Origin of the sequence: Blautia sp. Marseille-P3087 (genome assembly GCF_900120195.1) — a bacterium.
Lineage (GTDB): Bacteria > Bacillota > Clostridia > Lachnospirales > Lachnospiraceae > Blautia_A.
On the sequence record NZ_LT635539.1, the window covers coordinates 503781 to 529879 of the forward strand.

At 43.0% G+C, this 26099-nt stretch carries 21 protein-coding genes and 1 tRNA gene; 1 reads left to right on the forward strand and 21 read right to left on the reverse strand.

Annotated features, from left to right (window positions below; genetic code table 11):
- Position 1 precedes the first annotated feature (1 nt).
- The 7 genes from polA to BQ7344_RS02365 form a co-directional block, all read right to left on the reverse strand.
- Positions 2–2641 carry a DNA polymerase I gene (gene polA, locus BQ7344_RS02335; protein ID WP_072521261.1) on the reverse strand — a complete coding sequence of 880 codons (2640 nt, stop codon included), beginning with the start codon at positions 2639–2641 and terminating at the stop codon, positions 2–4.
- A gap of 22 nt (positions 2642–2663) precedes the next feature.
- Positions 2664–3020: a zf-HC2 domain-containing protein gene (locus BQ7344_RS02340; protein WP_072521262.1), complete on the reverse strand. Its 357-nt coding sequence runs from the start codon at positions 3018–3020 to the stop codon at positions 2664–2666.
- A 108-nt stretch (positions 3021–3128) separates the two neighbouring features.
- Positions 3129–4997: an ATP-dependent zinc metalloprotease FtsH gene (ftsH, locus tag BQ7344_RS02345; protein ID WP_072521263.1), complete on the reverse strand. Its 1869-nt coding sequence runs from the start codon at positions 4995–4997 to the stop codon at positions 3129–3131.
- Positions 4998–5170: 173 nt separating this feature from the next.
- A tRNA-Leu gene (locus BQ7344_RS02350) sits at positions 5171–5250 on the reverse strand.
- Positions 5251–5325: 75 nt separating this feature from the next.
- Positions 5326–6612, reverse strand: a complete 1287-nt coding sequence (locus tag BQ7344_RS02355) for a diaminopimelate decarboxylase family protein (protein ID WP_072521264.1) — start codon at positions 6610–6612, stop codon at positions 5326–5328.
- Positions 6613–6635: 23 nt separating this feature from the next.
- Complete coding sequence (locus tag BQ7344_RS02360; protein WP_072523326.1) at positions 6636–7514, reverse strand: rhomboid family intramembrane serine protease; 879 nt, start codon at positions 7512–7514, stop codon at positions 6636–6638.
- 71 nt (positions 7515–7585) lie between these two features.
- On the reverse strand, positions 7586–8527 hold the full coding sequence (locus BQ7344_RS02365) for a magnesium transporter CorA family protein (RefSeq protein ID WP_072521265.1): 942 nt from the start codon (positions 8525–8527) through the stop codon (positions 7586–7588).
- Between the two features lie 199 nt (positions 8528–8726).
- On the opposite strand from BQ7344_RS02365, the gene aroC reads away from it, so the two are divergent.
- A complete protein-coding gene (aroC, locus tag BQ7344_RS02370) occupies positions 8727–9821 on the forward strand; it encodes a chorismate synthase (protein ID WP_072521266.1) in 1095 nt (364 codons plus the stop codon).
- A 68-nt stretch (positions 9822–9889) separates the two neighbouring features.
- Here the strand turns inward: aroC and BQ7344_RS02375 are convergent, their stop codons facing one another.
- From BQ7344_RS02375 to cysD, 14 genes are all read right to left on the reverse strand, one after another.
- The gene (locus tag BQ7344_RS02375; RefSeq protein WP_072521267.1) at positions 9890–11002 is read right to left on the reverse strand and encodes a lactonase family protein; all 1113 of its coding nucleotides are present in this window, start codon (positions 11000–11002) and stop codon (positions 9890–9892) included.
- Positions 11003–11131: 129 nt separating this feature from the next.
- Positions 11132–12409 (reverse strand): glutamate-1-semialdehyde 2,1-aminomutase, encoded by a 1278-nt coding sequence (gene hemL / locus BQ7344_RS02380; RefSeq protein WP_072521268.1) that lies wholly within the window; start codon positions 12407–12409, stop codon positions 11132–11134.
- Positions 12409–13392, reverse strand: a complete 984-nt coding sequence (gene hemB, locus BQ7344_RS02385) for a porphobilinogen synthase (protein WP_072521269.1) — start codon at positions 13390–13392, stop codon at positions 12409–12411. The genes hemL and hemB overlap by 1 nt, the downstream gene beginning before the upstream one ends.
- A 32-nt stretch (positions 13393–13424) precedes the next feature.
- Complete coding sequence (cobA, locus tag BQ7344_RS02390; protein ID WP_072521270.1) at positions 13425–14927, reverse strand: uroporphyrinogen-III C-methyltransferase; 1503 nt, start codon at positions 14925–14927, stop codon at positions 13425–13427.
- On the reverse strand, positions 14924–15850 hold the full coding sequence (gene hemC, locus BQ7344_RS02395; RefSeq protein WP_072521271.1) for a hydroxymethylbilane synthase: 927 nt from the start codon (positions 15848–15850) through the stop codon (positions 14924–14926). Before hemC ends, cobA begins: the two co-directional genes overlap by 4 nt.
- Positions 15825–16310, reverse strand: a complete 486-nt coding sequence (locus BQ7344_RS02400) for a precorrin-2 dehydrogenase/sirohydrochlorin ferrochelatase family protein (protein WP_072521272.1) — start codon at positions 16308–16310, stop codon at positions 15825–15827. The genes hemC and BQ7344_RS02400 overlap by 26 nt, the downstream gene beginning before the upstream one ends.
- A complete protein-coding gene (gene hemA, locus BQ7344_RS02405; RefSeq protein WP_072521273.1) occupies positions 16300–17529 on the reverse strand; it encodes a glutamyl-tRNA reductase in 1230 nt (409 codons plus the stop codon). The genes BQ7344_RS02400 and hemA overlap by 11 nt, the downstream gene beginning before the upstream one ends.
- Positions 17530–17699: 170 nt before the next feature.
- Positions 17700–18062, reverse strand: coding sequence for a DUF1667 domain-containing protein (locus BQ7344_RS02410; RefSeq protein WP_072521274.1), 363 nt, complete (start codon positions 18060–18062; stop codon positions 17700–17702).
- A gap of 2 nt (positions 18063–18064) precedes the next feature.
- Positions 18065–19348: an NAD(P)/FAD-dependent oxidoreductase gene (locus tag BQ7344_RS02415; protein WP_072521275.1), complete on the reverse strand. Its 1284-nt coding sequence runs from the start codon at positions 19346–19348 to the stop codon at positions 18065–18067.
- 13 nt (positions 19349–19361) lie between these two features.
- Positions 19362–20798 carry an NAD(P)/FAD-dependent oxidoreductase gene (locus tag BQ7344_RS02420; protein WP_072521276.1) on the reverse strand — a complete coding sequence of 479 codons (1437 nt, stop codon included), beginning with the start codon at positions 20796–20798 and terminating at the stop codon, positions 19362–19364.
- A gap of 130 nt (positions 20799–20928) precedes the next feature.
- A complete protein-coding gene (glpK, locus tag BQ7344_RS02425) occupies positions 20929–22431 on the reverse strand; it encodes a glycerol kinase GlpK (RefSeq protein WP_072521277.1) in 1503 nt (500 codons plus the stop codon).
- A gap of 158 nt (positions 22432–22589) precedes the next feature.
- Entirely contained in the window at positions 22590–23159 is a 570-nt protein-coding gene (locus tag BQ7344_RS02430; RefSeq protein ID WP_072521278.1) for a glycerol-3-phosphate responsive antiterminator, read from the reverse strand.
- 345 nt (positions 23160–23504) lie between these two features.
- Entirely contained in the window at positions 23505–25196 is a 1692-nt protein-coding gene (locus BQ7344_RS02435; protein WP_072521279.1) for a sulfate adenylyltransferase subunit 1, read from the reverse strand.
- The gene (gene cysD / locus BQ7344_RS02440; RefSeq protein ID WP_072521280.1) at positions 25197–26099 is read right to left on the reverse strand and encodes a sulfate adenylyltransferase subunit CysD; all 903 of its coding nucleotides are present in this window, start codon (positions 26097–26099) and stop codon (positions 25197–25199) included.

The following is a 26099-nucleotide window of genomic DNA, read 5'->3' on the forward strand; positions in this document are numbered from 1 at the left end:
CTTATTTTGCCTCGTACCAGTTGCTGCCTTCATGCATGTCTACTTCAAGTTCTACAGAAAGATTTGCCGCACCTTTCATTTCTTCTTCCAGAATTCGGGACACAATCTCCAGCTCGTCTTTCTTTGTCTCGATCAGCAGTTCGTCATGCACCTGAAGCACCAGCCGCGATTTCAGCCCTTCCTGCCTGATTCTCTTATAGACTCGGTTCATCGCAATTTTAATAATATCCGCTGCAGTTCCCTGTATCGGAGAATTCATAGCTACACGTTCACCGAAAGAACGCTGCATAAAATTGCCGGACTTCAGTTCCGGTATCGGACGTCTCCGTCCGAACATGGTCGTCACATATCCTTTTTCTTTTCCTTCGGCAACAAGACCATCCAGAAAACTTTTTATTTTCGGATATGTTTCAAAATACTTTTCAATATACTCTGCTGCTTCTTTTCGGGTAATGCTTAAGTCCTGGCTGAGTCCGAAAGAGCTGATTCCATACACAATTCCGAAGTTTACCGCTTTTGCATTCCGTCGCTGAAGAGACGTTACTTCTTCAAACGGAACATGAAATACCTGCGACGCAGTCAGACGGTGAATGTCCTGCGCCTCCCTGTATGCCTGAATCAGAGTCTCATCTCCGGACATATGTGCAAGTACCCGGAGTTCGATCTGTGAGTAATCGGCATCCAGAAATACGTATCCGTCCTCCGGTACAAAAACTTTACGGATCAGACGACCGAGTTCCATACGTACCGGAATGTTCTGAAGGTTCGGTTCCGTACTGCTAATTCGTCCGGTGGCTGTAATCGTCTGATTAAATGTGGAATGGATTCTTCCATCCGGCTCAATGACTGCCGCAAGACCATCTGCATAAGTAGATTTCAGTTTTGCAAGCTGTCGATATTCCAGAATATCTTTGACGATCGGATGCTCTGGTGCCAGTTTCTCAAGGATATCGGCTGCTGTGGAATAACCGCTCTTTGTTTTTCTGCCTCCGGGAAGTCCCATTTTTTCAAAAAGTATCGTTCCGAGCTGCTTCGGAGAATTGATATTAAATTCTTCACCGGCCTCCTCATAAATCTGTTTTTCCAGTTCTTCAATACGCACCTGAAGTTTTTTTCCATATGTTTTTAATTCTTCACCTTTTACGCAGATTCCATATTTCTCCATAGAATCCAGCGTAAAAATCAATGGAAGTTCAATCTCCCGATAAACCTGCCACATACCACTGTCTTTCATCGAGATTTCGAGTGGAATACGTGCAGTAAGCGCGGTGTATGCCATATAACAGCCATATGGCATCAAACCGTCCGACGAACCCTCCCACACCTTTTTAAGGGAATCTTTACCCAGCAGATCCTCCCGTGTAGGAAGAAGTATTCCGTCCAGATATTCCTTCGCAACATCATCGTATGTGTATGTGGATTTCAGCGGATTCAGAAGATATGCTCCGATTCCGATGTCAAAGACCTGCGTTTCATCTTCGAGCGGCACACGTTTCAAAAACTGTTTGATATCCAGCGCACAAAGAACTGTTGTTTTTGCCAGATCTTTCAGGGATGCGCACAGAAAATCCCCGGTAAGCAGTCCCTCCACTGGCATATAGTATATTTCTTCTTTTTCAAGGGCAATCCCAAGGCCATAAACACTTTCTTTATCTGCAAGAAGCGAAATTCCGACATATGCCTTACCGGCTGCTTTTTTAAATAATGCATCTGCACCGGAAAGGTCATTGCAGACAAAGAAGTTCTGTTCGATTGGATTTTCCGGCACAACCGCTGTATCAAATTTTGAAAGAAGATTTTTGAATTCAAGTCGTTTGCAGAGCTGATATGCCTCTGGCGTATAGAGGTTCTTCAGTTCTGCTTCTTCATAAGAATAATCTATCGGACTATCTGTATTGATTGTCGCAAGTGTTTTACTTAAAACAGCCATATCATAATGTTCACGCAGTGATTCTTTTGCTTTATTCGGCTTCACTTCCTCCAGATGCGCATAGGCGTTTTCTATTGAACCAAACTCTACGACCATCTTTGTTGCTGTCTTTTCACCAACTCCAGGGATGCCCGGAATATTGTCAGCAGAATCTCCCATCAGGGCTTTTAACTCAATGATCTGCGGTGGTGTTACCTGATATTTTTCAATAACTTCCTGTGTATGGAAGTTCTCGATGGTTGTCTTTCCTCTCGAAGTCTTCGGAAGGCGAATCAGGACTTTTTCTGTTGCAAGCTGGAGAAGGTCACGGTCACCGGACAGAATCGTTACATCCATGCCAGCTTTTTCACTTCGTACAGCCAGTGTTCCTAGAAGATCATCCGCCTCAAATCCCGGTTTGTAAACAATCTTGATGCCCATTGCCGTAAGCACATCTTTGATCAGCGGCACCTGTTCCCTTAATTCTTCCGGCATCGGTTTACGGGTCCCTTTGTATGCATTGTAAATTTTGTGACGGAATGTAGGCTCGTGAAGATCAAAAGCAACCGTCAGATATTTTGGCTTCTCCTCCTCAAGGATACGAAAAAGAATGTTAAGGAATCCATAAACCGCGCCTGTATGTCTGCCTTCGGAGTTTGTCAGATCCGGAAGTCCGTAAAATGCGCGATTCAGAATACTATGTCCATCAATCAGTAAAATTTTGTCACTCAAAATGTGTTCCCCCTGTATCTATTTATAGGAAATGTGCTATATCCATGATAAAAAATATAATAAAAATAAGCAACAGAATCGCAAATACTGCCAGCAAAAGACCTGTCAGGAAATGAAACCACCGTTTCTTACGGATATATCTGCGTGATTTTCGGATATCCTGATCCAGAAGTTTACGAAAATCAAGTACCGAACCATCTTCCGGCTCATCCAGCTGCTGTATTGCTTCATGCACAATAAAATATGTCTCAAGTTCATCATAACAGGACGAACAATGACTGATATGATCCAGAAATTCTTCAAGTTCATCGACGCTTAAGCTATGATTGATGTATTTGGTCACCATGCTCTCAGCGGTTCTGCATTCAATATCCGGCATTCTTTCTTCCTCCTGTCCCTGTTTTCACTTCTTTGTAGTATAGCACAAAAAGAGGTACTTCACAACGACCGTTTCGTCGGAAGCACCTCTTTCATATATAAGGTCCTGCTATTCTTCTGTTACAGCAGCCGGAGTTTCTTCCGGTGCCTCGAGTATTTTCATAAATTCATCACCTGTGATCGTCTCATGCTCATACAGATATTTTGCCAGCTCATGAAGTTTGCCGATATTGTCCTGAAGGATCTGCAGCGCTTTCTCATGCTGTCTCTTTACAAGCTCTACAACTTTCTTATCGAGAAGTGTCTGCGTCTCAAAAGAGCAGGCAAGGCTGGAATCTCCGCCTAGATACTGGTTGCTGATATTTTCCATGGCAACCATATCAAAATCATCACTCATGCCGTAGCGTGAAATCATTGCTCTTGCAATCTTGGTTGCCTGTTCAATATCATTGGAAGCACCTGTTGTAATAGAATGAAAGATAAGTTCTTCCGCTGCACGCCCGCCTGTAAAAGTAGCAATCTTATTTTCCAGTTCTTCTTTTGACATCAGGTAATGCTCATTATCATCAACCTGCATCGTGTAGCCCAGCGCACCCGATGTACGTGGAATAATTGTAATTTTGTGAACAGGAGCAGATTCTGTCTGTTTGGCTGCGACAAGTGCATGTCCAATTTCATGATAGGATACGATCAGTTTCTCTTTATTAGAAAGAACACGATTTTTCTTCTGGTATCCTGCAATAACTACTTCAATGCTTTCTTCAAAGTCTGCCTGCGTAGCAAATTTACGTCCGTCGCGAACTGCACGAAGTGCTGCTTCATTGACAATATTGGCAAGTTCCGCACCAGAAGCTCCGGCAGCTGCCTTTGCAATATCATCAAATCGAACAGTATCTGCAATTTTAATTTTCTTTGCATGAACTTTCAGAATCTCTTCTCTACCCTGCAGATCCGGAAGTTCTACCGGAATACGGCGGTCAAAACGTCCCGGACGGAGAAGTGCCGGATCAAGTGAATCCGGACGGTTGGTTGCTGCCAGGATTACAACACCCTTAGATCCATCAAATCCATCCATTTCTGTAAGGAGCTGGTTCAGGGTCTGCTCTCTCTCGTCATTTCCGCCTGTAAAACCGGCACCGTCACGTTTCTTACCAATTGTATCAATTTCATCAATAAATACAATACACGGAGCCTTCTCATTTGCCTGTTTGAAAAGATCTCGTACTTTCGCAGCACCCATACCGACAAACATTTCTACGAATTCAGAACCGGAGATTGAGAAAAACGGAACTTCCGCCTCACCTGCAACTGCTTTTGCAAGAAGTGTCTTACCTGTACCAGGTGGCCCCACAAGCAGAGCTCCCTTCGGCATAGACGCACCAATCTCTGTATATTTCTGAGGATTGTGCAGATAATCTACGATTTCAGTAAGAAGCTCCTTCGCCTCGTCTTCTCCGGCAACATCGGAAAATTTAATTCCTGTGGAGGATTTTACATAAACCTTTGCATTGCTCTTTCCGAAAGACATTGCCCCACCAGGGCCTCCGCCCATAGAGGACATCATCTTCTTACTCAGCCAGCGTCCGATAAAGATAAAGATTACGATCGGAACGATATAGCTCAAAAGAAGTGTCATAAGGATTGATGGACTTTCCGGAAGAACTTCATCCATAGTTACACCCGCATCCAGCAGACGATTGACCAGATCAGCATCATCCATCTTGACTGTCTTGCATAAAACAGTTCCATCTGTATCGTCAGCTTTCATTTCATAATAAATATAACTTTCTTCTACAGTTGCTTTGGTGACGTTGCCTTTCTCCACATTTTCAATAAAAGTAGAATAATCGGTCTTCTGCACACTTCTTTCCTGTACAGCCGGAACCACAAGCATATTCAAAATAATAATAATAATACCTGCAATAATGTAATAGACATACATTGGTATCTTTTCTGGCTTTTTGCGATTAAACTTCATTTATATGTTTCCTCCAAAATCATTTATGTCATGTACCATACCATTTTTATGGTACATATTCAATGTTCTTTCTGTGAAATAAAATGAAATATTATAAACTTTTCATAAAGCTCTGTATATATCCTGTTCAATTAAATACAAAAAAGGATTCTCTGTAAACCAGAGAACCCTTATGCCGCTGGCCGGACTCGAACCGGCACGGTTTCCCGCTTGATTTTGAGTCAAGTGCGTCTGCCAATTCCGCCACAGCGGCAAATGAACCGAAAATTATATTACCATAATTTTCAGTTCACTGCAAGCATTTTAATGTAATAATTGCAAATTATTTTTATAATTTGTCTTCATCTTCAAGCATTTTTTCATAGATCGGGAAGCAGTCAAATGTTGCGAAATAATCTCTTGGTGTTTCTGCACGACGGATCATATCAAAGCTTCCATCTTCGTGAAGAAGAATCTCTGCGGATTTCAGCTTACCATTGTAATTATATCCCATAGCAAATCCATGTGCACCAGTATCATGAATTACAAGCAGATCTCCCATCCCAATCTCCGGAAGATAGCGGTCAATCGCAAACTTATCATTGTTTTCGCAAAGGGAACCGGTAATATCATACAGATGATCGCACGGCTTGTCTTCTTTACCCATAACAGTGATGTGATGGTATGCACCATACATTGCAGGACGCATAAGGTTAACTGCACACGCATCTACACCGATGTATTCTTTGTGTGTATGTTTCTCATGGATTGCTTTTGTAACAAGGCATCCATACGGTCCCATCATGAAGCGGCCAAGCTCAGTATAAATTGCAACATCGCCCATTCCTGCCGGAACCAGAACTTCTTCATATACCTTACGTACACCTTCTCCGATCACGCGAATATCATTTGGTGTCTGCTCTGGTCTGTAAGGAATACCAATACCTCCTGAAAGATTGATGAATCCGATATGGGCTCCGGTTTCTTTCTGAAGTTTTACAGCAAGTTCAAACATAACTTTTGCAAGCATAGGATAATATTCATTTGTTACTGTATTACTTGCAAGAAAAGCATGGATACCGAATTCTTCGGCGCCTTTTGCTTTCAGTGTACGGAACGCCTCAAAGATCTGATCTGTTGTCATACCATATTTGGCATCACCCGGATTATCCATAATGTCGTTACTAATCTTAAACAGTCCGCCCGGATTATAACGGCAGCTGATCGTCTTCGGAATATAACCGACAGCTTTCTCTACAGCTTCAATATGTGTGATATCGTCAAGGTTGATGATCCCACCGATCTCATTTGCATAGCGGAACTCTGCCTCCGGTGTATCATTGGATGAAAACATGATATCACCTTTTTTGCAGCCGATTGCTTTGGAAAGCATCAGTTCAGTCATAGAGGAACAGTCACATCCACATCCGTACTCCTGAAGAATCTGGATCAGATATGGATTCGGTGTTGCTTTAACTGCGAAGAATTCTTTAAATCCTTTATTCCATGCAAAGGCTTCTTTTAATGCTTTGGCGTTTTCACGGATTCCCTTCTCATCATAAAGGTGAAAAGGTGTAGGGAATTTCTCAGTGATTTCCTGCAGTTTTTCCAGTGTTACAAACGGCTTTTTTTTCATAATATTTATCTCCTCGTATAGCATTATTTCACATGCTGATGTGTAAACAGATGATCCTGACAATATTCATAATTGCCATTACATTTTGAACAGAAACGGAATTCCAGATTCGGATCATCCTTTTCTGTGCGTCCACAAATTGCACATTTGTGTTTTGTAATTCCTCCTGTTGCCGGATTCACCCGACTCTGTGCCATGGCTTTCTTAAATTCTCTGCGGCGATGCACTTCTTTCGGGTTATAACGCTGCATATTCCTTGTGCTGAAGAAAAACAGAATAAAGTTAAGCAGTGATGCAAGTATCGGCACTGCCATCACCCACAATCCGACACGGATATAGGAGATCATGTTGTACAGAATAATTGCGCCGTACACACCTGCCATCCATTTCATCTTGATCGGAATCACAAACCATAACAAAATCTGCATATCCGGATAACTCATCGCATATGCCAGGAAGACGGAAAGACTGACATAATAAGTCGTAAACACGCCTCCGCCAATCATATAGGTCATACCATCGATCACTACAAAACCACCTGTAATGAAATAGGTAATAAATGCTGCGATCAGCACAAACAAAAGTCCTGAAAAAATATACAGGGTATAACGAAAACTGCCCCATGTACGTTCCAGTGACGTACCTACCGGATAATAGAAAAACAAAATAGAAATTACAAACAAAAAGAAATTACCGGTACTCGGCGGATAGATGACCCAGGTCACAAGTCTCCAGATCTGCCCCTGAAGAATCTTGGATACATCAAGGCTCATCATACTGAGCATCGAAGGATTCATATAACTCAGCAGATACCCAACCACATAACAGATAATCACATAGACTGTCAGGTTCGGAATTCCTCTTCCCCTGAATTTACGTTCCATTTTATCGATCCAATTCATAAGACACTTTTCTCCTTTTTCTGTTGATTTATACAGTCCGGAAAGATGAATTGTATTTGTTGCCAAATAAATCAAAAATACTTTTTCTTGGACAGGAACATTGCCGCAACAATACTCGCACCGATAGAAATCAGAATTACGATTGCAAATCCCAGTGTTGTGCTTGAAAAAGGCATACCTGACGGAGCAAGGTTCATTCCATAGGCACTGAAAATAATCGTCGGAATACTCATGACAATCGTGATCACCGACAGTATCTTCATCACATCGTTCAGATTATTCGAGATAACAGATGCAAAAGCATCCATCATACTACGCAGGATACCACTGTAGATATTTGCCATCTCGATCGCCTGTGTGTTCTCGATAATGACATCTTCAAGTAGTTCCGTATCTTCGGGATATTTCTTAATACTTTCAACCTTGATCAGTTTCTCGAGTACAGCCTCATTCGAACGCAGAGAAGTCGTAAAGTATACCAGTGATTTCTCCAGTTCAAGTAACTCTATCAGTTCCTGATTTCGTGGTGAAAAATGGAGCTTCTCCTCCACCTGTTCACTCTTTTTGTCTATGATACGCAGATAACGCAGGTACATACTGGCATTGCGGTAAAGAATCTGCAGAATAAAACGTGTCTTCATATAAGTGAAGAAATTACGTACACGGCCCTCCATAAAACGTGTCAGAACCTGTGTATCCTCCAGGCATACCGTAAAGATCATTTTATCAGTAACAATAATACCAAGTGGGATCGTACCATACCAGTCTTTATCATTTCGCTCTTCGATCATAGGAACATCAACCAGAATCAGAGTGTAAGTATCCTCCACCTCAATACGTGACCGTTCTTCTTCATCCAAAGGAGCCCTCAGATCATCAACTTCGATCTGGAACTGTTCAGATATTTCAAATATTTCTGTTGCTGTAGGATTTGTAAGGGCAATCCAACATCCATCCTGCGGTTCCTGAATTTCATGAATGGCACCGTCTGATGTCCGAAACATTCTAACCACGATTACACTCCCCTTCCACTCTCTTTTTGGGTCATATGGTCAATTATAAAATGCCGTATAATTTTTGTCAATTCCAACTGAATTGTATTTACAAAATTTTATTCAATTTATACGTTAAAGTGACATAGTGCAAATTGTAGACTTTCTATATTTAATATGTTAAGATTAACTACAGTTAATAAGGGAGGACTCAATACTTATGAATAAATCCAGCTTCGGCTCACATTTCACCGTAACTACATGGGGCGAATCCCACGGAAAAGCTCTGGGTGCAGTCATTGACGGCTGTCCTGCGGGGCTTTCTCTCTCAGAAGAAGATATCCAGAAATTTCTGGACAGACGCAAACCAGGACAAAGCCGCTATACAACCGCACGTAAGGAGGGCGATCTCGTAGAAATCCTCTCCGGTGTCTTCGAAGGAAAAACAACCGGAACTCCGATTTCCCTGATGGTGCGAAACACTGACCAGCGCTCCCGTGACTACGGTAATATTGCTTATTCTTATCGTCCGGGACATGCAGATTATACCTTTGATGCGAAATATGGCTTCCGTGATTACCGTGGCGGTGGACGATCTTCAGGCCGTGAAACGATCGGACGTGTTGCTTCCGGTGCAGTTGCATCCAGACTCCTTGCATCATTGGGTATTTCGTTCTGCACCTACACGAAATCTATCGGACCGGTCTCTATTAAAGAATATAACCCTGAAGAAATAAACAACAATGCATTCTATATGCCGGATGCAGATGCTGCTGCCAAGGCAGGTACTTATCTTGAGGAATGTATGAAAAATCAGGACAGCGCGGGTGGTGTGATCGAATGCCGCATCAGCGGTGTCCCTGCCGGTCTCGGAAATCCTGTTTTTGAAAAGCTTGATGCCATGCTCTCTCAGGCAGTCATGTCTGTCGGTGCAGTCAAAGCTGTTGAGATTGGTGATGGTATTCAGGTTGCTCATATGAAAGGTTCAGAAGATAACGACGGATTTTTAATCAAAGACAACGTGATAACTAAAACTTCCAATCATGCCGGCGGTATTATGGGTGGAATCAGTGATGGCAGCGAGATCATCCTTCGCGCCTACATCAAGCCAACACCTTCAATCAGTCAGCCTCAGCCGACGGTCACCAGCCAGGGTGAACAGATTTCCCTTGAAATACATGGCAGACATGATCCTGTCATTGTCCCGAGAGCAGTTGTTGTTGTCGAATCCATGTGTGCCCTCACCATTACAGATGCATTATTTGCTAATATGACTTCAAGACTTGATAAAATTCAGGAATTTTACTCAAAATAGCCATAAAAAGATCCCACAGCTTAAAACTGAGGGATCTTTTTAAATTATCGATATTTTATCACAAACTATTACTGCTCATCATCTTCCTCATCAGATAACGGCTTGACAGCTTCAAAATCCTGAGGTACAGGCCACATATGAATGCTGTTTGGAGTCTCAACTTTATGGGGTTTATCATTCATAACGATGATGTTATTGTCATAGTCAACTTTGAAAGTAGTGATAGTATTGCTTGCATGATTTGCGACAGCAATATGCTGGTTATCCGGAAAGATCACAAGATCCTTCGGATAATCTCCACTGATTGGCAGTGTAAACTTCTTTTCGAGAAGTCCTGTTTCTGCATCAATCTCATACATAGAAACTGTATTTTCTCCTGCAGTTGTACAGAACAGATGCTTGCCATCTGGTGCAAGAGCCAGACCGGAAGCTGCATTATGAATCGCATCTTTATCATGCTTTTTACTCAGCGTGGAAACACTCTGTAAAAGCTCAAATTCCGGATTGACTCCGCTGCCATCATACCTGTATACCTTAATCTCGTTGCTCAATTCAAACAAAATGTACGCATATTTGCCATCCGCACTGAAACGGATGATCCTCGGTCCACTCTCTCTCGGACAACGAAGAATATCAACCAGTTCAAGCTTGTGACGTCTCTTATTGATACGATAGATTTTGACCTGATCAATACCATTGTCAACTGCGCAGAGATATTTATTGTCCGGTGTCGGTCGTACGCAGTTTACATGTGGACGGAAGTTACGCTCAGCGACACTTCCAAGTCCTTTATGGAACACGCCGTCCATAATACGTCCAAGACTTCCATCTTTATGCGTATGTACAACAGTCACCTTACCATCATGATATCCTGCTACATACAAATATCTGCCGTCTACGTCTGTGGCAAGAAAACAGCCTCTCATTCCGTCAATTCCCACACTGTTGATACGGGTGAGGTCTCCATGCTCGTCACGCTGGAATACCGCAACACCCTCATCCTCTATGGAATACAGGAACTTACCGTTTTTGGAAACTGCTGTGTGTGATGCATTGCTGACCTTCACTTCGCCTCGCTCGATCAGTTTGCCGTTCTCTACATCTACATCATAGACCTGAATGCCTTTGCTGTTGCCATGGGTATATGTTCCCACATAAGCCACATATTTCTTGTTCCCCATTATACTGCCTCCTAAAATTCGATGAATATGTGCGAAAGCTCTATCCGCATTTGGTGTCCTAATTATAGCACATTCCATTTATAAGAACAAGTTGACATTCTACGTTGAATGTGTATTTTCTTACATACTTTACTTCATAAAATACTCTCGTACTTTAGAAAGTGTGTTTTCAATCACAGCATCTGTATGCGCTGTGGAAAGGAACATTGCCTCAAACTGAGACGGTGCCAGATGAATTCCTGATTTCAGCATTGCAAGAAAATAATCTGCAAATGCCTTTGTATCGGATGTTTTTGCACTTGTATAATCGACCACTTCATTTTCTGTAAAGAAAAGGCTTCCTAAAGATGAAACATGATTTACATGGTATGGCTTTTTATATTCTTTAAGAATCTGTTCGATTCCACCATAAAGTTTTTCGCCCTTTTCTTCCAGTTCCTTATAAACTTCCTGATGTTCATACAGATATTTCAGCTGTGTCAGACCTGCAGCCATTGCAATCGGATTACCACTCAATGTACCTGCCTGGTAAACCGGGCCTGCTGGAGAAACCATCTCCATGATTTCTTTTTTGCCGCCGTATGCACCAACCGGCATACCTGCACCAATAATTTTACCATAAGTAACCATATCCGGTATCACACCAAAATATTCTGCTGCTCCGCCAAATGCAAGACGGAATCCTGTAATAACTTCATCAAAGATCAGTAATGTTCCGTGCTCGGTACAGAGACTGCGAAGACCTTCCAGGAAGCCTTTCTTTGGCGGAACCACACCCATATTGGCTGCAACAGGTTCCACAATCACCGCCGCCACCTGTCCCGGTGCCTGTTCCAGAAGTGCTTTTACGCTGTTCAGATCATTATAAACTGCTGTCATGGTATCCTGTGTGCAGCCTTTTGGTACTCCGGCACTGTCCGGTACACCACTTGTCATCACACCGGAACCGGCACTTACCAGAAGTGCATCACTGTGTCCATGATAACATCCTGCAAATTTGATGATCTTATCACGACCGGTATAACCCCTGGCCGCACGAATTGCACTCATGACAGCCTCTGTGCCGGAATTGACCATACGCACCATCTCAACATGCGGAAGATGTTCACAGATAAATTCCGCCATCTCTACTTCTATCTCCGTAGCACATCCAAAACTCAGACCGTCTGCGCAGGCTTCAACTACTGCTTCCCGGATCTGTGGGAAATTATGACCGAGGATCATCGGTCCCCAGGAATCGATATAATCTACGTATTCATTGCCATCTACATCATAAATGTGACAGCCATCTGCACGTTTGATAAATCTCGGAGCCATTCCGATCGCACCATACGCTCTGACCGGACTGTTGACGCCGCCCGGAATTCTTTTTACTGCACGTTCAAATAATTCTTCTGATCTTCCCATTAGCCGATTCTCCCTTCATCGATAAAGCGGGCAAGCTCTTTTGCATAGTAAGTCAGATAAATAGAAGCTCCTGCACGATAGGCACTTGCAGCCATCTCACAGACAATTCTGTCTTCTTCGATCCATCCCATCTTGGCAGCTGCTTTGACCATTGCATATTCACCGCTTACACTGTAAGTAGCAATCGGAACATTTGTTGCCTTGTAAACTTCCGAAACCATATCCAGATAAGACATTGCAGGTTTGATCATAATGATGTCTGCGCCCTCTTCGATATCTGTCAGTGCTTCTTTCATTCCCTCACGACGATTATGAAAATCCATCTGATAACTCTTACGGTCACCAAAGGATGGAGCAGAACCTGCAGCATCACGGAACGGACCATAAAATGCAGATGCATATTTGACTGCATAGGACATGATCGGAGTTTCTTTATGTCCTGCCTTGTCCAGACATTCACGGATTGCACGTACACGGCCGTCCATCATATCAGAAGGTGCCACCATATCTGCGCCGGCTTCTACATGAGAAAGTGCTGTTTTTGCAAGTAATTCAAGTGTTGCATCATTCTCTACTTCATGACCGCAGAGAACACCGCAGTGTCCATGTGAAGTATATTCGCACATGCACACATCTGTAATATAATAAAGATCCGGGAACTGTTTTTTAGCTTCTCTTAAAGCTTTCTGTACGATTCCGTTTTCATCGTAAGCACCACTTCCCACTTCATCTTTGTGATCCGGGATTCCAAAAAGCATGATATTGCTCACACCAGCCTTCTGTAAACGTTCCAGTTCGTAAGGAAGACGATCTACGCTGTAGCGGTACTGTCCTTCCATAGATGGAATTTCTTCCTCAACACCTGTACCTTCCTTTACAAAAAGCGGATAGATCAGAGAAGATTTATCAATCCTTGTTTCTCTCACCATTTTACGGAGTGTTTCACTTCCGCGAAGTCTTCTTGGTCTCTGAATAAGATCCATTGTTGCTGCACCTCTTTCTTATCTTAAAAATGTTATTTGTTTTTTATCTTCACAACGAGATCGATCAAAGCCTCAATCGTTGCTTTTTCTGCCACATATGTCTGCATGCCGTATGCATCAGCCGCAGCTTTTGTCTGTTTGCCGATACATGCTGCCACAACACCGGAATAATCTGCAAGTGCTGTGCTTTCGACAAATCCTTTTACCGTTGATGCACTTGTAAATACCACACAGTCGATAGAACCTGTACGAATTTCTTCTCCAACATTGATCAGCCGGCTTTTTTCATAGACGGTATCATATGTTGCAATATCATCCACCCTGGCACCATGAGTTTTAAGAATCTTTACAAGATTTTCATTTCCTTTTCGTGCTCTTGGGAGAAGAATTTTCTCTCCGCCTGTGAGTTTTGCCGCAAGGGCTTCTCCCAGTGCATCTCCATCATAAATTTCCGGAATAAGATCTACGAGAATACCTCTTTCTTCCAGTACTTTCGCAGTTCCCTGACCGATTGCCGCAATACGTACTCCTGCCAGACTACGGATATCTTTGTGCGCATTTTTCAGTTCTTCAAAGAAAATCTCTGCGCCTGTCGGACTTGTAAAAGTAATCCACTGATAAGTGTCTATTCTGTCAAATGCATGCCAAAGCTCCGTCTGCTCATCCAGTGCAACAGTTCTGACAGACGGCAGTTCCAACACTTCTGCCCCTCTTCTTCGAAGATCATCTGCGGTACGGGAACTGCGTCCCTTCGGTCTGGTTACAAGCACTTTCCATCCTGCAAGAGAAAGTTTTTCATACCATCCGAAGTCTGCTGCAAGCTTACATACTTTACCGACTACAATAATTGCCGGTGTCTCGATTCCCTGCCTTTCTACCTCTTCTTTCAGAGTGGAAACGGTTGCTACAACGCGCTTCTGATCAGCTGTCGTTCCCTTCTGGAGAACTGCCGCCGGCATATCCGGATCCATTCCTGCATTAAGAAGTCCCTGGCAGATATCAGCAAGTGCTGCAATTCCCATAAGAAAAACCAGCGTTCCCTTCGTATCTGTCAGCGCCTTAAAATCAATGTCATATTTTTTCCCTGCTCTCCGATGTCCGGTAATGATATGCACTGATGAACAGAAATCACGATGTGTAACCGGAATTCCGTTGTATGCCGGTACTGCAATGGAAGATGTAACTCCCGGAACGATCTCATACGGAATTTCATTTTCTGTCAGAAGTTCCAGTTCTTCTCCGCCACGTCCGAAAAGGAACGGATCACCGCCTTTGAGGCGGACAACACGATTTCCCTTCAGGGCTTCCTCCAGAAGCACCTGATTGATTCCTTCCTGTGGAATCGTATGTTTATCTGCACGTTTTCCTACATTTATTAATCTTGCCTCTGTCGGAATTTTTGCCAGAACACCCTGACCTACAAGACTGTCATAAACAACAACATCTGCTGCTTTAAGGACTTCCATTCCCTTCAAAGTAAATAGACCGATATCTCCAGGTCCGGCTCCAACAAGCCATACTTTTCCCTTTTTCATAATGAAAGCCCTCCTGTTATGTCATTTTCATATATATCCTGCATCCGTTTGGCAAGGTCTCTGCCCAGTTTTTCTGCCTCTGATTTCGGTCCCCGGATGCTGTCTTTAAAATAACGACCGTCACATTCCCTGTAATAGAGTCCGCGAAGAAAGAGTTCATCTCCCTCTACCACACCAAAAGCGGCAACCGGCGAAGAACAGCCTCCGTTCAGATATTTTACAAAAGCACGCTCTGCACTGCCTGCAATCCATGCTTTTTCATCTCGATAGCCTTCCAGATAATCATATGTCAGATCCCATCTTCCCTGCACAGCAAGGATTCCCTGACCTGCTGCCGGAAGCATCTCATCCTCTGAAAAATACCGGCAGATTCGATTTCCTAAGCCAAGGCGTTTCAGGCCTGCTGCAGCAAGAATCAGACCGGAATATTCTCCATTGTCCAGTTTCTGTAAACGGGTCTGAAGATTTCCACGAATACTTTTTACTTCCATTTCCGGATATAGTTCTTTAAGCTGAAGCGTACGCCGAAGGCTTGAACATCCCAGCGGTTTCGTAGGATCCAGTTCACCGACTCCCTGCGGGAGCACCAGAACATCCCTCGGATCTTCTCTCTTTGAAAACGCAAGAAGAGGAAGTTCTCCAGGAACTTCCATCGGCATATCTTTCAGGCTGTGAACCGACAACATGGTTCTGCCCTCCAGCAGTGCTTTATCCAGTTCTTTTACAAAGAGGCCCTTGCCTCCGACCTTATCAAGTGTCCGGTCTAAAATTTTATCACCTGTCGTTTTCATTGTCAGAATCTCAACATCCAGCTCCGGATGCTGTGTTTTTATGTAATCGCGCACCATCTCACTCTGCAAAACTGCCAGACGGCTCTCCCTGCTTCCAATGATCACTTTATTCTGCACTTCTGTCTTCACCATCTGATGCCTCCATTGCTTCCTGAATTGCGATACGGACTTTTTTTGCGCGGCTGTGATCCAGCCCACTTGCTGTAATTCCGACAACCACTTCATCCTTCATATAAATACCCGGGAAATAGAAATCGCATTTACTCTTATCGTCGGCAACATTTACATAGATGCCCTCTTCCTTACAGACACGGTAAATCTCATCATTCAGTTTCCAGTCATTTGTTGCTGCGATCACCATATATGCCATGTCAAAATCCGAACGTTTGACCGCGCGTGTGATCAGATGAACATATCCTGTCTTTCCGAGTTCCTGCAGTTCCATCGTACACTTCGGTGCAATTGCAGTAATATTTCTTGTAAACTGCAAAAGTGTCCGTACTCTTCTGGTCGCAATATTGCCACCGCCTACAACGACGATTTTTTTGTCTGACAGATCAATAAACATTGGAAAATATCGTTTAGTCTTCATATACCTTCTCCAATCCTGCAACACATTCCAGAAAAGCTTCCTGATTCAGACTGTCCCTAAGACCGAAAATCATTTTATTAACAACTTTTCCAGCTGCGGTGTCTACTGCCTCAAGAAGACTTGCCCTGTCTTCTTCCTGCATCGGTGTTTTTTTGAGAATTTTTTCGATACGCAGATTCAGATCCTGCACTGCTTCCGCACGGATTTCCTGAATTCTCGGAATAACGTCACGGCCATCCAGCCACTGAAAAAATTCTGCCATCTGTTCTTCTACGATCGAAGCTGCTTTTATAAGACTCTCATGTGCCTCCGGCGAAAGTCTTTCTGTACGGAAGCTGTCCATATCATAAAGCGTAATTCCGTCCCTGCTGCCAAGAGACGGATCAATGTCCCTCGGAACTGCAAGATCAAGAAGCAGGAGCGGTTTTTCCAATACAACATCCTGAAAAAGTTCATCCCTCAGAGTAAAGTTCGGACTGGCTGTAGCACTTACTACAACGTCACAGTTCGGCAAAAATCTCATTCGCTCTCCATAATGAATACGGCTGCATCCAATCGGAATACTGACAAGTCCGCTTCGATACTGGCGGACTGTGACTGTTACATTGGCTCCGGCATCGCGAAGCGTCTGTGCGGCAACTTTTCCCATTTCACCATTTCCGATGACCATACATGTTTTGCCATGCATATCATAACCCTGTTCTTTCAAATGGCTGACTGCCTGATGAATAACAGAAGGATTCCCATGTGCAAGAGGAGCTTCTGTCTTGATCTTTTTTCCAGCGGTTACAGCCATACGAAACAGTACTTCCAGCACACTGTCTGTTGTAAAATGCTCACGTGCAAGATTTAGAGCATCCTTAATCTGCGTTAGAATCTGATCTTCACCGAGAATCTGAGATTTCAGTCCTCCGGCAAGATAAAAAAGATGCTCTACAGCTTCCTTATCTTTGCGTGTGATAAAATATTTTTCGTAAGAAGTATCCTGTATCCCCTTCAGACGGCACAGACACTCATACATGGAAATTTCCTGTTCTTCTTCGTGACTGGTCCATATTTCAAGTCGGTTGCAGGTCGACAAAATGATACAGCCATAAATTCCTGCCGTCTCTTTAAGTCTTTCCATTGCTTCTCCCGCATTTTTCTTTGTAAACGCAAACAGAGCCCGAATATCTACGGGTGCTCTGTCGTGATCAATTCCTATCATGGATATTGTCATGATATTGTGTTTCTCCTTTGTCTGACTATATCCTTTCCTGAATGGGATATACCATATCCGCGTGGATCCTTCAGGAAAACATACTATTTTAATAATAGTATGTTCGAGAAAAGTTGTCAATAAAATTTACATGGGGTTTTCCTGTGTGTTTTGAAAGAAAAACAATATCTTTAAATCTCTACATTTTTTGTTGCAATCATATCCACCCCTGTGTGTGCGACATCACGCAGAATCACATCTCCGATATGTACAGGAGCCGGTACAGTAATTTCCTTCATTGCACGAACACAGGCAAAAATTTTATCTTTCGGAATATCTTCTTTTGTTTTAACAGACACCACAGGTTCCGTTCCACCACTTACACGAACGGTCGTTGTCACGATTCTGGTCGGATTCGTAACCTCTTTTTTTCCATATACGGCACCTCTTTTGCAGCTATTTCCTTCTATACTTATGACTTCTGTGTCCTCAAGTTTCACAGTAAGAGGACATCCCATCGGGCAGCCGATGCATGTCAGATTTCTGATTTCCATATCTATTCCTCCTCGATTTTTAATGTAATTTTCTGCAATAAAAGATTCTTCATTATCTGTTCTCTGGTAAGTTTGATCTGCTCCATCTCCCCCGGAGCTACGACCGGACGTTTGCGGTGAAGGATTCTTTCTCCATCGAGATAGCAGCTTATATAGCAGTTTTTGTATACACCTCCGACGCGGAATCGAACAGTCAGTTCTTCCGGCATATGATCCGGACGTATTACAGACGGAACCGTATAACGTACCCCCTTTTCCGAAAACAGAATGATTTCTTTTTCTGTCAGATTTTTTGTATTTTCCTGGCTTCTGCATGCATTCTGTACATAAAGTGAGGCATTTCGTCCAGCCATAGCCGCTTCTTCCGATACAAAGTCAACCAGGTCATGTACATGAAGCACGTTTCCGCATGCAAAAACACCCTCTATATTTGTCTCCAGACTTTCATTGACTTTCGGACCGGATGTCACAGGATTCATTTCTATACCCATGCCGCGTGATAATTCATTTTCTGGAATCAGCCCGACAGAAAGAAGTAATGTATCACACTCATATTCTTCTTCCGTACCCGGAATCGGTCTGCCCTCTGCATTGACTTCGGCAAGAGTGATTCCTTCCACACGTTCTTTACCTTTAATATCAATTACCGTATGGCTTAATTTCAACGGAATCCCAAAATCATCCAGACACTGCACAATGTTTCGTTTCAGGCCGCCGGAATAAGGCATCAGCTCTGCAACCACCTGCACGTCTGCCCCTTCCAGCGTCATTCTCCTTGCCATAATCAGACCGATGTCACCGGAACCTAAGATCACAACTTTTCGCCCCGGAAGATACCCTTCAATGTTTACCAGACGTTGTGCCGTTCCTGCTGAAAAAATCCCTGCCGGACGATAGCCTGGTATGTTCAGTGCTCCTCTTGAACGTTCACGGCAGCCCATTGCAAGAATTACGGCTTTTGCCTGAATCTGAAACATTCCTTCTTCCTGGTTCATTGCTGTTACGACTTCGTCTGCGCTGATATCCATAACCATAGTATGTAATTTGTATTCTATCCGAAGTTCCTCTGCCTGCGTAATAAATCTTCCCGCATACTCCGGCCCTGTCAATTCTTCCTGGAATGTATGCAGCCCGAATCCATTATGAATGCACTGATTCAAAATTCCGCCAAGTTTGTCGTCACGTTCAAGAATCAAAACACTTTCTGTTCCGTTTTTTCTGGCTGCCACAGCTGCAGAAAGTCCTGCCGGACCTCCGCCGATGATCACAATATCATAATTTTTCATTTTGTTTTCCTCCTCAAAATGTATCCTTATTGATTCCTTCGATAATTCGGGAATTTCCGCCGGATTTTGTAATTTCTTCAATCGATTTTCCAAGCTCACGGCTCAGGATCTCCATAACCTTAGGTGAACAGAATCCCGCTTGGCATCGTCCCATACCGGCACGTGTACGCCTCTTAACTCCATCCAGTGATTTTGCCCCCAGCGGCCTTTTGATTGCATCTATGATTTCTCCCTCTGTCACCATCTCGCAGCGGCAGATGATATTTCCATATGCAGGATTCTTATGAATTATTTCATTCCGTTTTTCAAGCGTCATCGAATTCAGATCCGGTAATCCTGTTCTTGTGGAAATAAAATCTATTTTTTCTTTCAGATCATATTTTTTCTGTACAAGTTTTCCAATAACTTCACCTATTGCCGGTGCACTGGAAAGTCCCGGTGATTCAATTCCCGCACAGTCTATAAAATCATTTTCTGTTTCTCCGATGACAAAATCATCTCCGTCTTCGTGTGCACGCAAACCGGCAAATGAAGTAATCACCTGTCGTGTTGGAATATTTTTCACACTGTCTGCAGATTTTTCAATAACTTGCTGTAACCCGTCCCGTGTTGTATTCACACCTTCTTTATTTTCAATATCCATTGCAGTCGGTCCAATCAGAAGATTTCCATGAACCGTCGGTGTGACAAGAACACCTTTTCCAAATTTTCCCGGAAGAGTAAAAATCGTTCTTCTTACATGATTACCGGCACTTTTATCCAGCAGACAATATTCTCCTTTTCGTGGGGTAATATGAAGTTTCTTTTCACTTACCATATTGTGGATCTTGTCTGCATACACACCGGCTGCATTGACAATACACTTCGCATTGTATTCTCCCTTACCGGTTGTGATTTTCCATCCTTTTGCCTCTCGTTCAATTTGCTGCACTTCCGTATTAAAATGGAATGACACACCATTTGTATATGCGTTTTCTGCAAAAGCAATCGTCATATGAAACGGACATACAATTCCGGCTGTTGGTGCATATAAAGCCGCATAGACTTTATCGGAAACATTTGGCTCCATCGAAAGCACTTCATCTCTGTTCAGGATCTGAAGCTCTTCTACCCCATTTTCGATTCCTCTGTCATAAAGTTTTTTAAGATCCGGATAAGCTTTTTCATCCAGACAAAGCACAAGTGAACCATTCCGTCTAAACGGAAAGTCAAGCTCTCTTGAAAGTGATTCGATCATTTCATTTCCCCTCACATTCAATCTGGCTTTCCATGAGCCCGGTTCTGCATCATACCCTGCATGAATAATCGCACTGTTTGCTTTTGAGGTACCGCAGCAGACATCCTCTTCTCTTTCCAGCACACAGACTTTACACTGATAACGTGACAGTTCCCGTGCAATTGCTGTACCTGTCACTCCTGCACCAATAATAATCACATCATAGTTTTTCATATTTATATCCTCCTGTATCGTAAAAAGCCTGACAAATAAACCCATGTCTTATGGATCTACTGTCAGGCTCTCTTTTCTCTTGCCTAAATATTTAATTTGAATTCAGTCACTTAAAAGTGACTCCTAATCATTAATCTTCTTCGTCTCTTGCCCAGCCATAGGCATATTTGACTGCTTTTTCCCATCCTTTGATTCGCTTAACTCTCTCTGTATCCGCGATCTGGGGAGTAAAGGTTTTATCAATCGCCCAATTCTTAAGTACATCTTCCTTGCTCGTCCAGTAGTTTACTGCAAGACCTGCCAGATAAGCTGCACCCATCGCAGTAGTCTCGACACATTGCGGACGATTTACCGGTGCATTGATGATATCTGCCTGTGTCTGCATCAGAAAATCATTCGCACTCGCGCCACCATCGACTTTCAGTGAAGCAAGCTGAATTCCGGAATCGGCTTTCATCGACTGTAATACATCATTTACCTGATATGCCAGAGATTCCAGAGTTGCACGGATAATATGGTATTTATTTACGCCTCGGGTGATTCCAACGATTGTACCTCTCGCATACTGATCCCAGTGTGGTGCTCCAAGTCCAGTAAATGCCGGAACAACGTAGCAGCCATTTGTATCCTTTACTTTCTTTGCCATATATTCAGAATCTTCAGCAGAATCAATCAGGCGCATCTCATCACGCAGCCACTGGATTGCAGCCCCTGCCACAAAGATAGATCCCTCCAGCGCGTAATTTACTTTTCCATCAAGCCCCCAGGCAATTGTTGTAACAAGGCCATTCTCGGAAAACACCGGTTTCTCACCTGTATTCATAAGCAGGAAACAACCGGTACCATATGTATTTTTTGCTTCACCGGCCTGAAAACAGGTCTGCCCAAACAATGCGGACTGCTGATCTCCCGCTGCACCTGCAATCGGTATCGGACCGCCTAAAAATGACGGATCTGCCATACCGTAAACACAGCTGGACGGTTTCGGTGTCGGAAGCATACATCTCGGAATATCTAATTCTTCAAGGATTTCTTCATCCCACTGTAAAGTATTGATATTAAAAAGCATTGTACGGGATGCATTGGAATAATCCGTAATATGAACCGCACCCTTCGTCAGTTTCCAGATCAGCCAGGTCTCAACTGTTCCAAAAAGCAGATCTCCACGCTCTGCTTTTTCTCTGGCTCCCGGCACATTGTCGAGAATCCATTTTACTTTTGTTGCAGAAAAATAGGCATCTATCACAAGACCGGTCTTCATACGGAATTTATCGGTAAGACCTTTTGCCTTCAGTGAATCACAGTATTCGGATGTTCTGCGGCACTGCCAGACAATTGCATGATAGATCGGGTCTCCGGTGTTTTTATCCCATACGATTGCAGTCTCTCGCTGATTTGTAATACCGATTGCAGAAATATCATGTGCTTCTGCACCAATCATATTCATAGCTTCTACTGCCACACCAAGCATACTTGCCCAGATTTCATCTGCATCGTGTTCCACCCAGCCGGGCTTCGGGAAATACTGATGAAATTCCCTCTGTGCCACACTGCACATTTCACCTTTTTCATTAAATAAAATGCATCGGTTGCTGGTGGTACCCGCGTCCAGCGCCATTACATATTTTTGCATATAAAAAGCCTCCCTCATAAAAGAGTTTCTTTTATAATATCGTTTTTATATTCCTCTTATTTATCTTATTAAACAAAATCTTTTATAATTAGTCAATAGGATATCGACTTCTCAGGATACAATTCTATAATAATCAGATAAATTATCAGGGAATGGAATTACAGTTTCCATACGTTGTGGTTGGTGGAGGATACGGCGGTGGCGCCGGCGGTGAGGGCTCCCATAACGGATTCTTTGTCGATAATGAGACCTCCGGCGATTACGGGTACTTTGATTTCAGAGCAAAGTTTCTGAATGACTTTTGGCATTGCACCAGGCAGGACTTCTATAAAATCTGGATGGACGATATGCTGCTGTGTCAGAATATTCTCGTAAGCCATTGAATCCAGTAGGAAATAACGCAGTACCGTATACAGCGAAAGTTCTTTTGCTTTTTTGATCAATGATGGTTTTGTGGTAATAATTCCATCGGCATCGGTATTATTTTTCAGATATTCAACTGCTATCTCGCGTGGGCTTAATCCTCCGACCAGATCTACATGCACCATGGCAATCTTGCCTGCAGCCTTGATTTTCTTTACAATATCTCCAATCGAACATATATCCCCAAACAAAACAAAGACAACTCGTATGTCCTCCAGCTTACAGCATCCTTCCAGATCATCCATACTTTTTACTGCCGCAATGATCGGATTGTCCTCCACCGCATCCCAAAATTCCTGTTCCATTCCATGCCCTTTCTCTGGTCATAAATCCATTATCTACAACCACCTGGTATTCTATATATTCTAATATATCATATTCATTTTTGATAAACAAACAAAAACAGGTAAGAATTCTGTAAAATTCCTGCCTGTCTTTGGTATTTCCCGTCTTGTTCTTTTAAAGACAATACCATAACTAAATAATATTTGCTCACGTATAAATAATATGCTCATATACGACCGCGTGGCCAACAAGGGGGAGTCTGAGGGGGAAGTGCGGCCTTCGCAACTGTGAGCTCTTCCCCCTCAGATTCTTTTTTCAAATATCAAGGTTTCGGGGCACCCACGAAGGCTCCTAAGGAAGTTCCCTTAGATCACCCAAAAATTATCGGTGCAAACAACTTTTCTGTATGTCTCAAATCTGAACCATTTATTATGCAATTCGGATCTGTTTTCTGCAGTTGCTGCTTTCACTTCTTCGAGGAATTTGTCCAATTCTGCTCTGTTTTTCACAAGCAGTGCCATCCCACGCTCATCCACTACCGGCAGTCCCATGTAGCGATAATCTTCAATCTTCTGAATATCTTCAACTTTACCGTCACGAATCAGGACAGCTGCACCGTCCTCAACGGACAAAATATCAAAGTATTCCGGATATTTGAAGCTGTCACCGGAAACCGGCACTGCATCTCCTACATGATAGGTTTTCCTATCAGATCCTGTTTTGGACATCATAGCATTTTCCAGATTGAAGTAAAATTCTTCAAACACATAACCGCCGACTTTGATATCGTCCTTCTGGAAATATGGTTTTTCGCTGTCATTTTCTACCGTTTCCAGTACACCGCATGCAGAAGTCATATGGCTGACACGGTCGATCAGGATCATTTCACCAAGTGTTTTATGTTTCTTAAATTCATCCAGCACAATTTTTTCTGCCAGTTCGATTTCGCAAAGTGCAATTTCATTTTTTTCGATATAATCAGCAGAAATATGTTCTCCTGTGTTGACATCGATTTTATATTTGATACTGCGGATAAATCCCGGAATCCTCTTAGTACCGAGTTTTACCAGATACTCTTTTCCGAGAGTCAGTCTGCTGTCATCCATCCAGAGAAGCGTTGCTGTAAAGCTTTTTGCAACGGAAAGCTGTGCCTGATCTGTCAGGACACATCCACGGCTGACATCCACTTCTTTGTCAAGCTGGATTGTCACTGCCTGGCCTGTCACTGCTTCCTCTACGGATGTACTTCCATTCAGTAATGTTTTGACTGTTGCAGTTTCATTGCTCGGAAGTGTGGTTATGGTCTCTCCGACTTTGATCCTGCCACTTTCAATCTGTCCCTGAAATCCTCTGAATTCATGATTTGGACGGCATACACGCTGTACTGGCATATAGAATCCGGCTTCGCTCTCAGTCTCTGTCACATCAACCGTTTCCAGATGATCCAGAAGTGTTTTTCCTGTATACCATGGCATATTTTCGGATTTGACAGTCACATTGTCACCTTCAGTCGCGCTGACTGGAACGATCACAACATCCTGAAGTCCGAGACTTTCAGAAAGCTCATTAATGTCTTTTATAATTTCATTAAATCTCTCTTCACTATAATCCACAAGATCCATTTTGTTGACTGCAAATACAAAGTGATGAATTCCCATCAGCTCACAGATACGGCTGTGGCGTCTTGTCTGTACCGGAACACCCTGTTTTGCATCGACCAAAATGATTGCAAGCTGTGCAAAGGAAGCACCAACTGCCATATTTCTTGTATATTCTTCATGACCAGGTGTATCTGCAACAATAAAGCTTCTTTTATCTGTAGTAAAATAACGATAAGCCACGTCGATTGTGATACCCTGTTCTCTTTCTGCCATCAGGCCGTCGAGAAGAAGTGAATAATCGATCGCACCACCTCTGGATCCAACTTTGCTGTCAAGGATCAGGGCTTTTTCCTGATCTGCATAAAGCAGTTTTGAATCATAAAGTATATGTCCGATCAGTGTGGATTTTCCATCATCCACACTTCCGCAGGTAATAAATTTCAGTAAACCACTCATTTAGAAATACCCCTCTCTCTTTCTCTTTTCCATGCTCGCTGCACCACCGTCAGAATCGATGATTCGGCTGGTTCTTTCGGATTCCACAGAACTTAATGTCTCATCAATGATTGCATCAAGTGTATCTGCTTCTGAAAGGATACCTCCGGTCAGCGGATAACAGCCCAGTGTACGGAAACGTACTTTTTTCATCTCCGGTTTTTCTCCCGGTTTCAGACGCATACGCTCATCATCCACCATGATGATATTTCCGTCACGATATACCACCGGACGTTCTTTTGCAAAATAAAGAGGTACGATCGGAATATTTTCTCTCTGTATGTACTGCCAGATATCTTTTTCTGTCCAGTTGGAGATTGGAAAAACACGAATGCTCTCGCCTTTGTTGATCTCAGTATTATAAAGCTTCCACATTTCCGGTCTCTGATTTTTCGGATCCCACGCATGATTTTCGTTGCGGAAAGAAAAGATACGTTCTTTTGCACGGCTCTTTTCTTCATCACGACGGCCGCCGCCAAAAGCTGCTGTAAAACCATATTTGTTCAGAGCCTGTTTCAGAGCTTGTGTTTTCATGATATCTGTATAAGCTGAACCGTGATCGAAAGGATTGATTCCCTGCTTTACACCATCTTCGTTAATATATTCCAGCATCTCGATTCCAAGATCTTTTGCTGTCTTATCACGAAACTCAATCATTTCTTTAAATTTCCATGTTGTATTGACATGTAAAAACGGGAAAGGCGGTTTTTCCGGATAAAAAGCTTTCAGTGCAAGATGAAGCATTACTGAGCTGTCTTTTCCGATGGAATAAAGCATTACTGGTTTTTCGCATTCTGCTGCCACTTCCCGGATAATATATATTGCTTCTGCTTCCAGTTCATCTAAATGTGATAATCCGCTCAT

What these genes read in the sequence shown, in the direction of transcription:
- ftsH (WP_072521263.1), bottom strand. Translation starts at nt 4,997, where the DNA reads ATGAAGTTTAATCGCAAAAAGCCAGAAAAGATACCAATGTATGTCTAT.
- hemC (WP_072521271.1), bottom strand. Translation starts at nt 15,850, where the DNA reads ATGGTGAAGACAGAAGTGCAGAATAAAGTGATCATTGGAAGCAGGGAG.
- hemB (WP_072521269.1), bottom strand. Translation starts at nt 13,392, where the DNA reads ATGGATCTTATTCAGAGACCAAGAAGACTTCGCGGAAGTGAAACACTC.
- hemA (WP_072521273.1), bottom strand. Translation starts at nt 17,529, where the DNA reads ATGACAATATCCATGATAGGAATTGATCACGACAGAGCACCCGTAGAT.
- cobA (WP_072521270.1), bottom strand. Translation starts at nt 14,927, where the DNA reads ATGAAAAAGGGAAAAGTATGGCTTGTTGGAGCCGGACCTGGAGATATC.
- BQ7344_RS02340 (WP_072521262.1), bottom strand. Translation starts at nt 3,020, where the DNA reads ATGCCGGATATTGAATGCAGAACCGCTGAGAGCATGGTGACCAAATAC.
- BQ7344_RS02420 (WP_072521276.1), bottom strand. Translation starts at nt 20,798, where the DNA reads ATGAAAAACTATGATGTGATTATTATTGGTGCAGGAGTGACAGGTACA.
- BQ7344_RS02435 (WP_072521279.1), bottom strand. Translation starts at nt 25,196, where the DNA reads ATGAGTGGTTTACTGAAATTTATTACCTGCGGAAGTGTGGATGATGGA.
- aroC (WP_072521266.1), top strand. Translation starts at nt 8,727, where the DNA reads ATGAATAAATCCAGCTTCGGCTCACATTTCACCGTAACTACATGGGGC.
- cysD (WP_072521280.1), bottom strand. Translation starts at nt 26,099, where the DNA reads ATGAGCGGATTATCACATTTAGATGAACTGGAAGCAGAAGCAATATAT.
- glpK (WP_072521277.1), bottom strand. Translation starts at nt 22,431, where the DNA reads ATGCAAAAATATGTAATGGCGCTGGACGCGGGTACCACCAGCAACCGA.
- BQ7344_RS02410 (WP_072521274.1), bottom strand. Translation starts at nt 18,062, where the DNA reads ATGGAAATCAGAAATCTGACATGCATCGGCTGCCCGATGGGATGTCCT.
- BQ7344_RS02355 (WP_072521264.1), bottom strand. Translation starts at nt 6,612, where the DNA reads ATGAAAAAAAAGCCGTTTGTAACACTGGAAAAACTGCAGGAAATCACT.
- BQ7344_RS02430 (WP_072521278.1), bottom strand. Translation starts at nt 23,159, where the DNA reads ATGGAACAGGAATTTTGGGATGCGGTGGAGGACAATCCGATCATTGCG.
- BQ7344_RS02360 (WP_072523326.1), bottom strand. Translation starts at nt 7,514, where the DNA reads ATGAATTGGATCGATAAAATGGAACGTAAATTCAGGGGAAGAGGAATT.
- hemL (WP_072521268.1), bottom strand. Translation starts at nt 12,409, where the DNA reads ATGGGAAGATCAGAAGAATTATTTGAACGTGCAGTAAAAAGAATTCCG.
- BQ7344_RS02375 (WP_072521267.1), bottom strand. Translation starts at nt 11,002, where the DNA reads ATGGGGAACAAGAAATATGTGGCTTATGTGGGAACATATACCCATGGC.
- BQ7344_RS02415 (WP_072521275.1), bottom strand. Translation starts at nt 19,348, where the DNA reads ATGAAAAATTATGATATTGTGATCATCGGCGGAGGTCCGGCAGGACTT.
- BQ7344_RS02400 (WP_072521272.1), bottom strand. Translation starts at nt 16,310, where the DNA reads ATGAAGACTAAACGATATTTTCCAATGTTTATTGATCTGTCAGACAAA.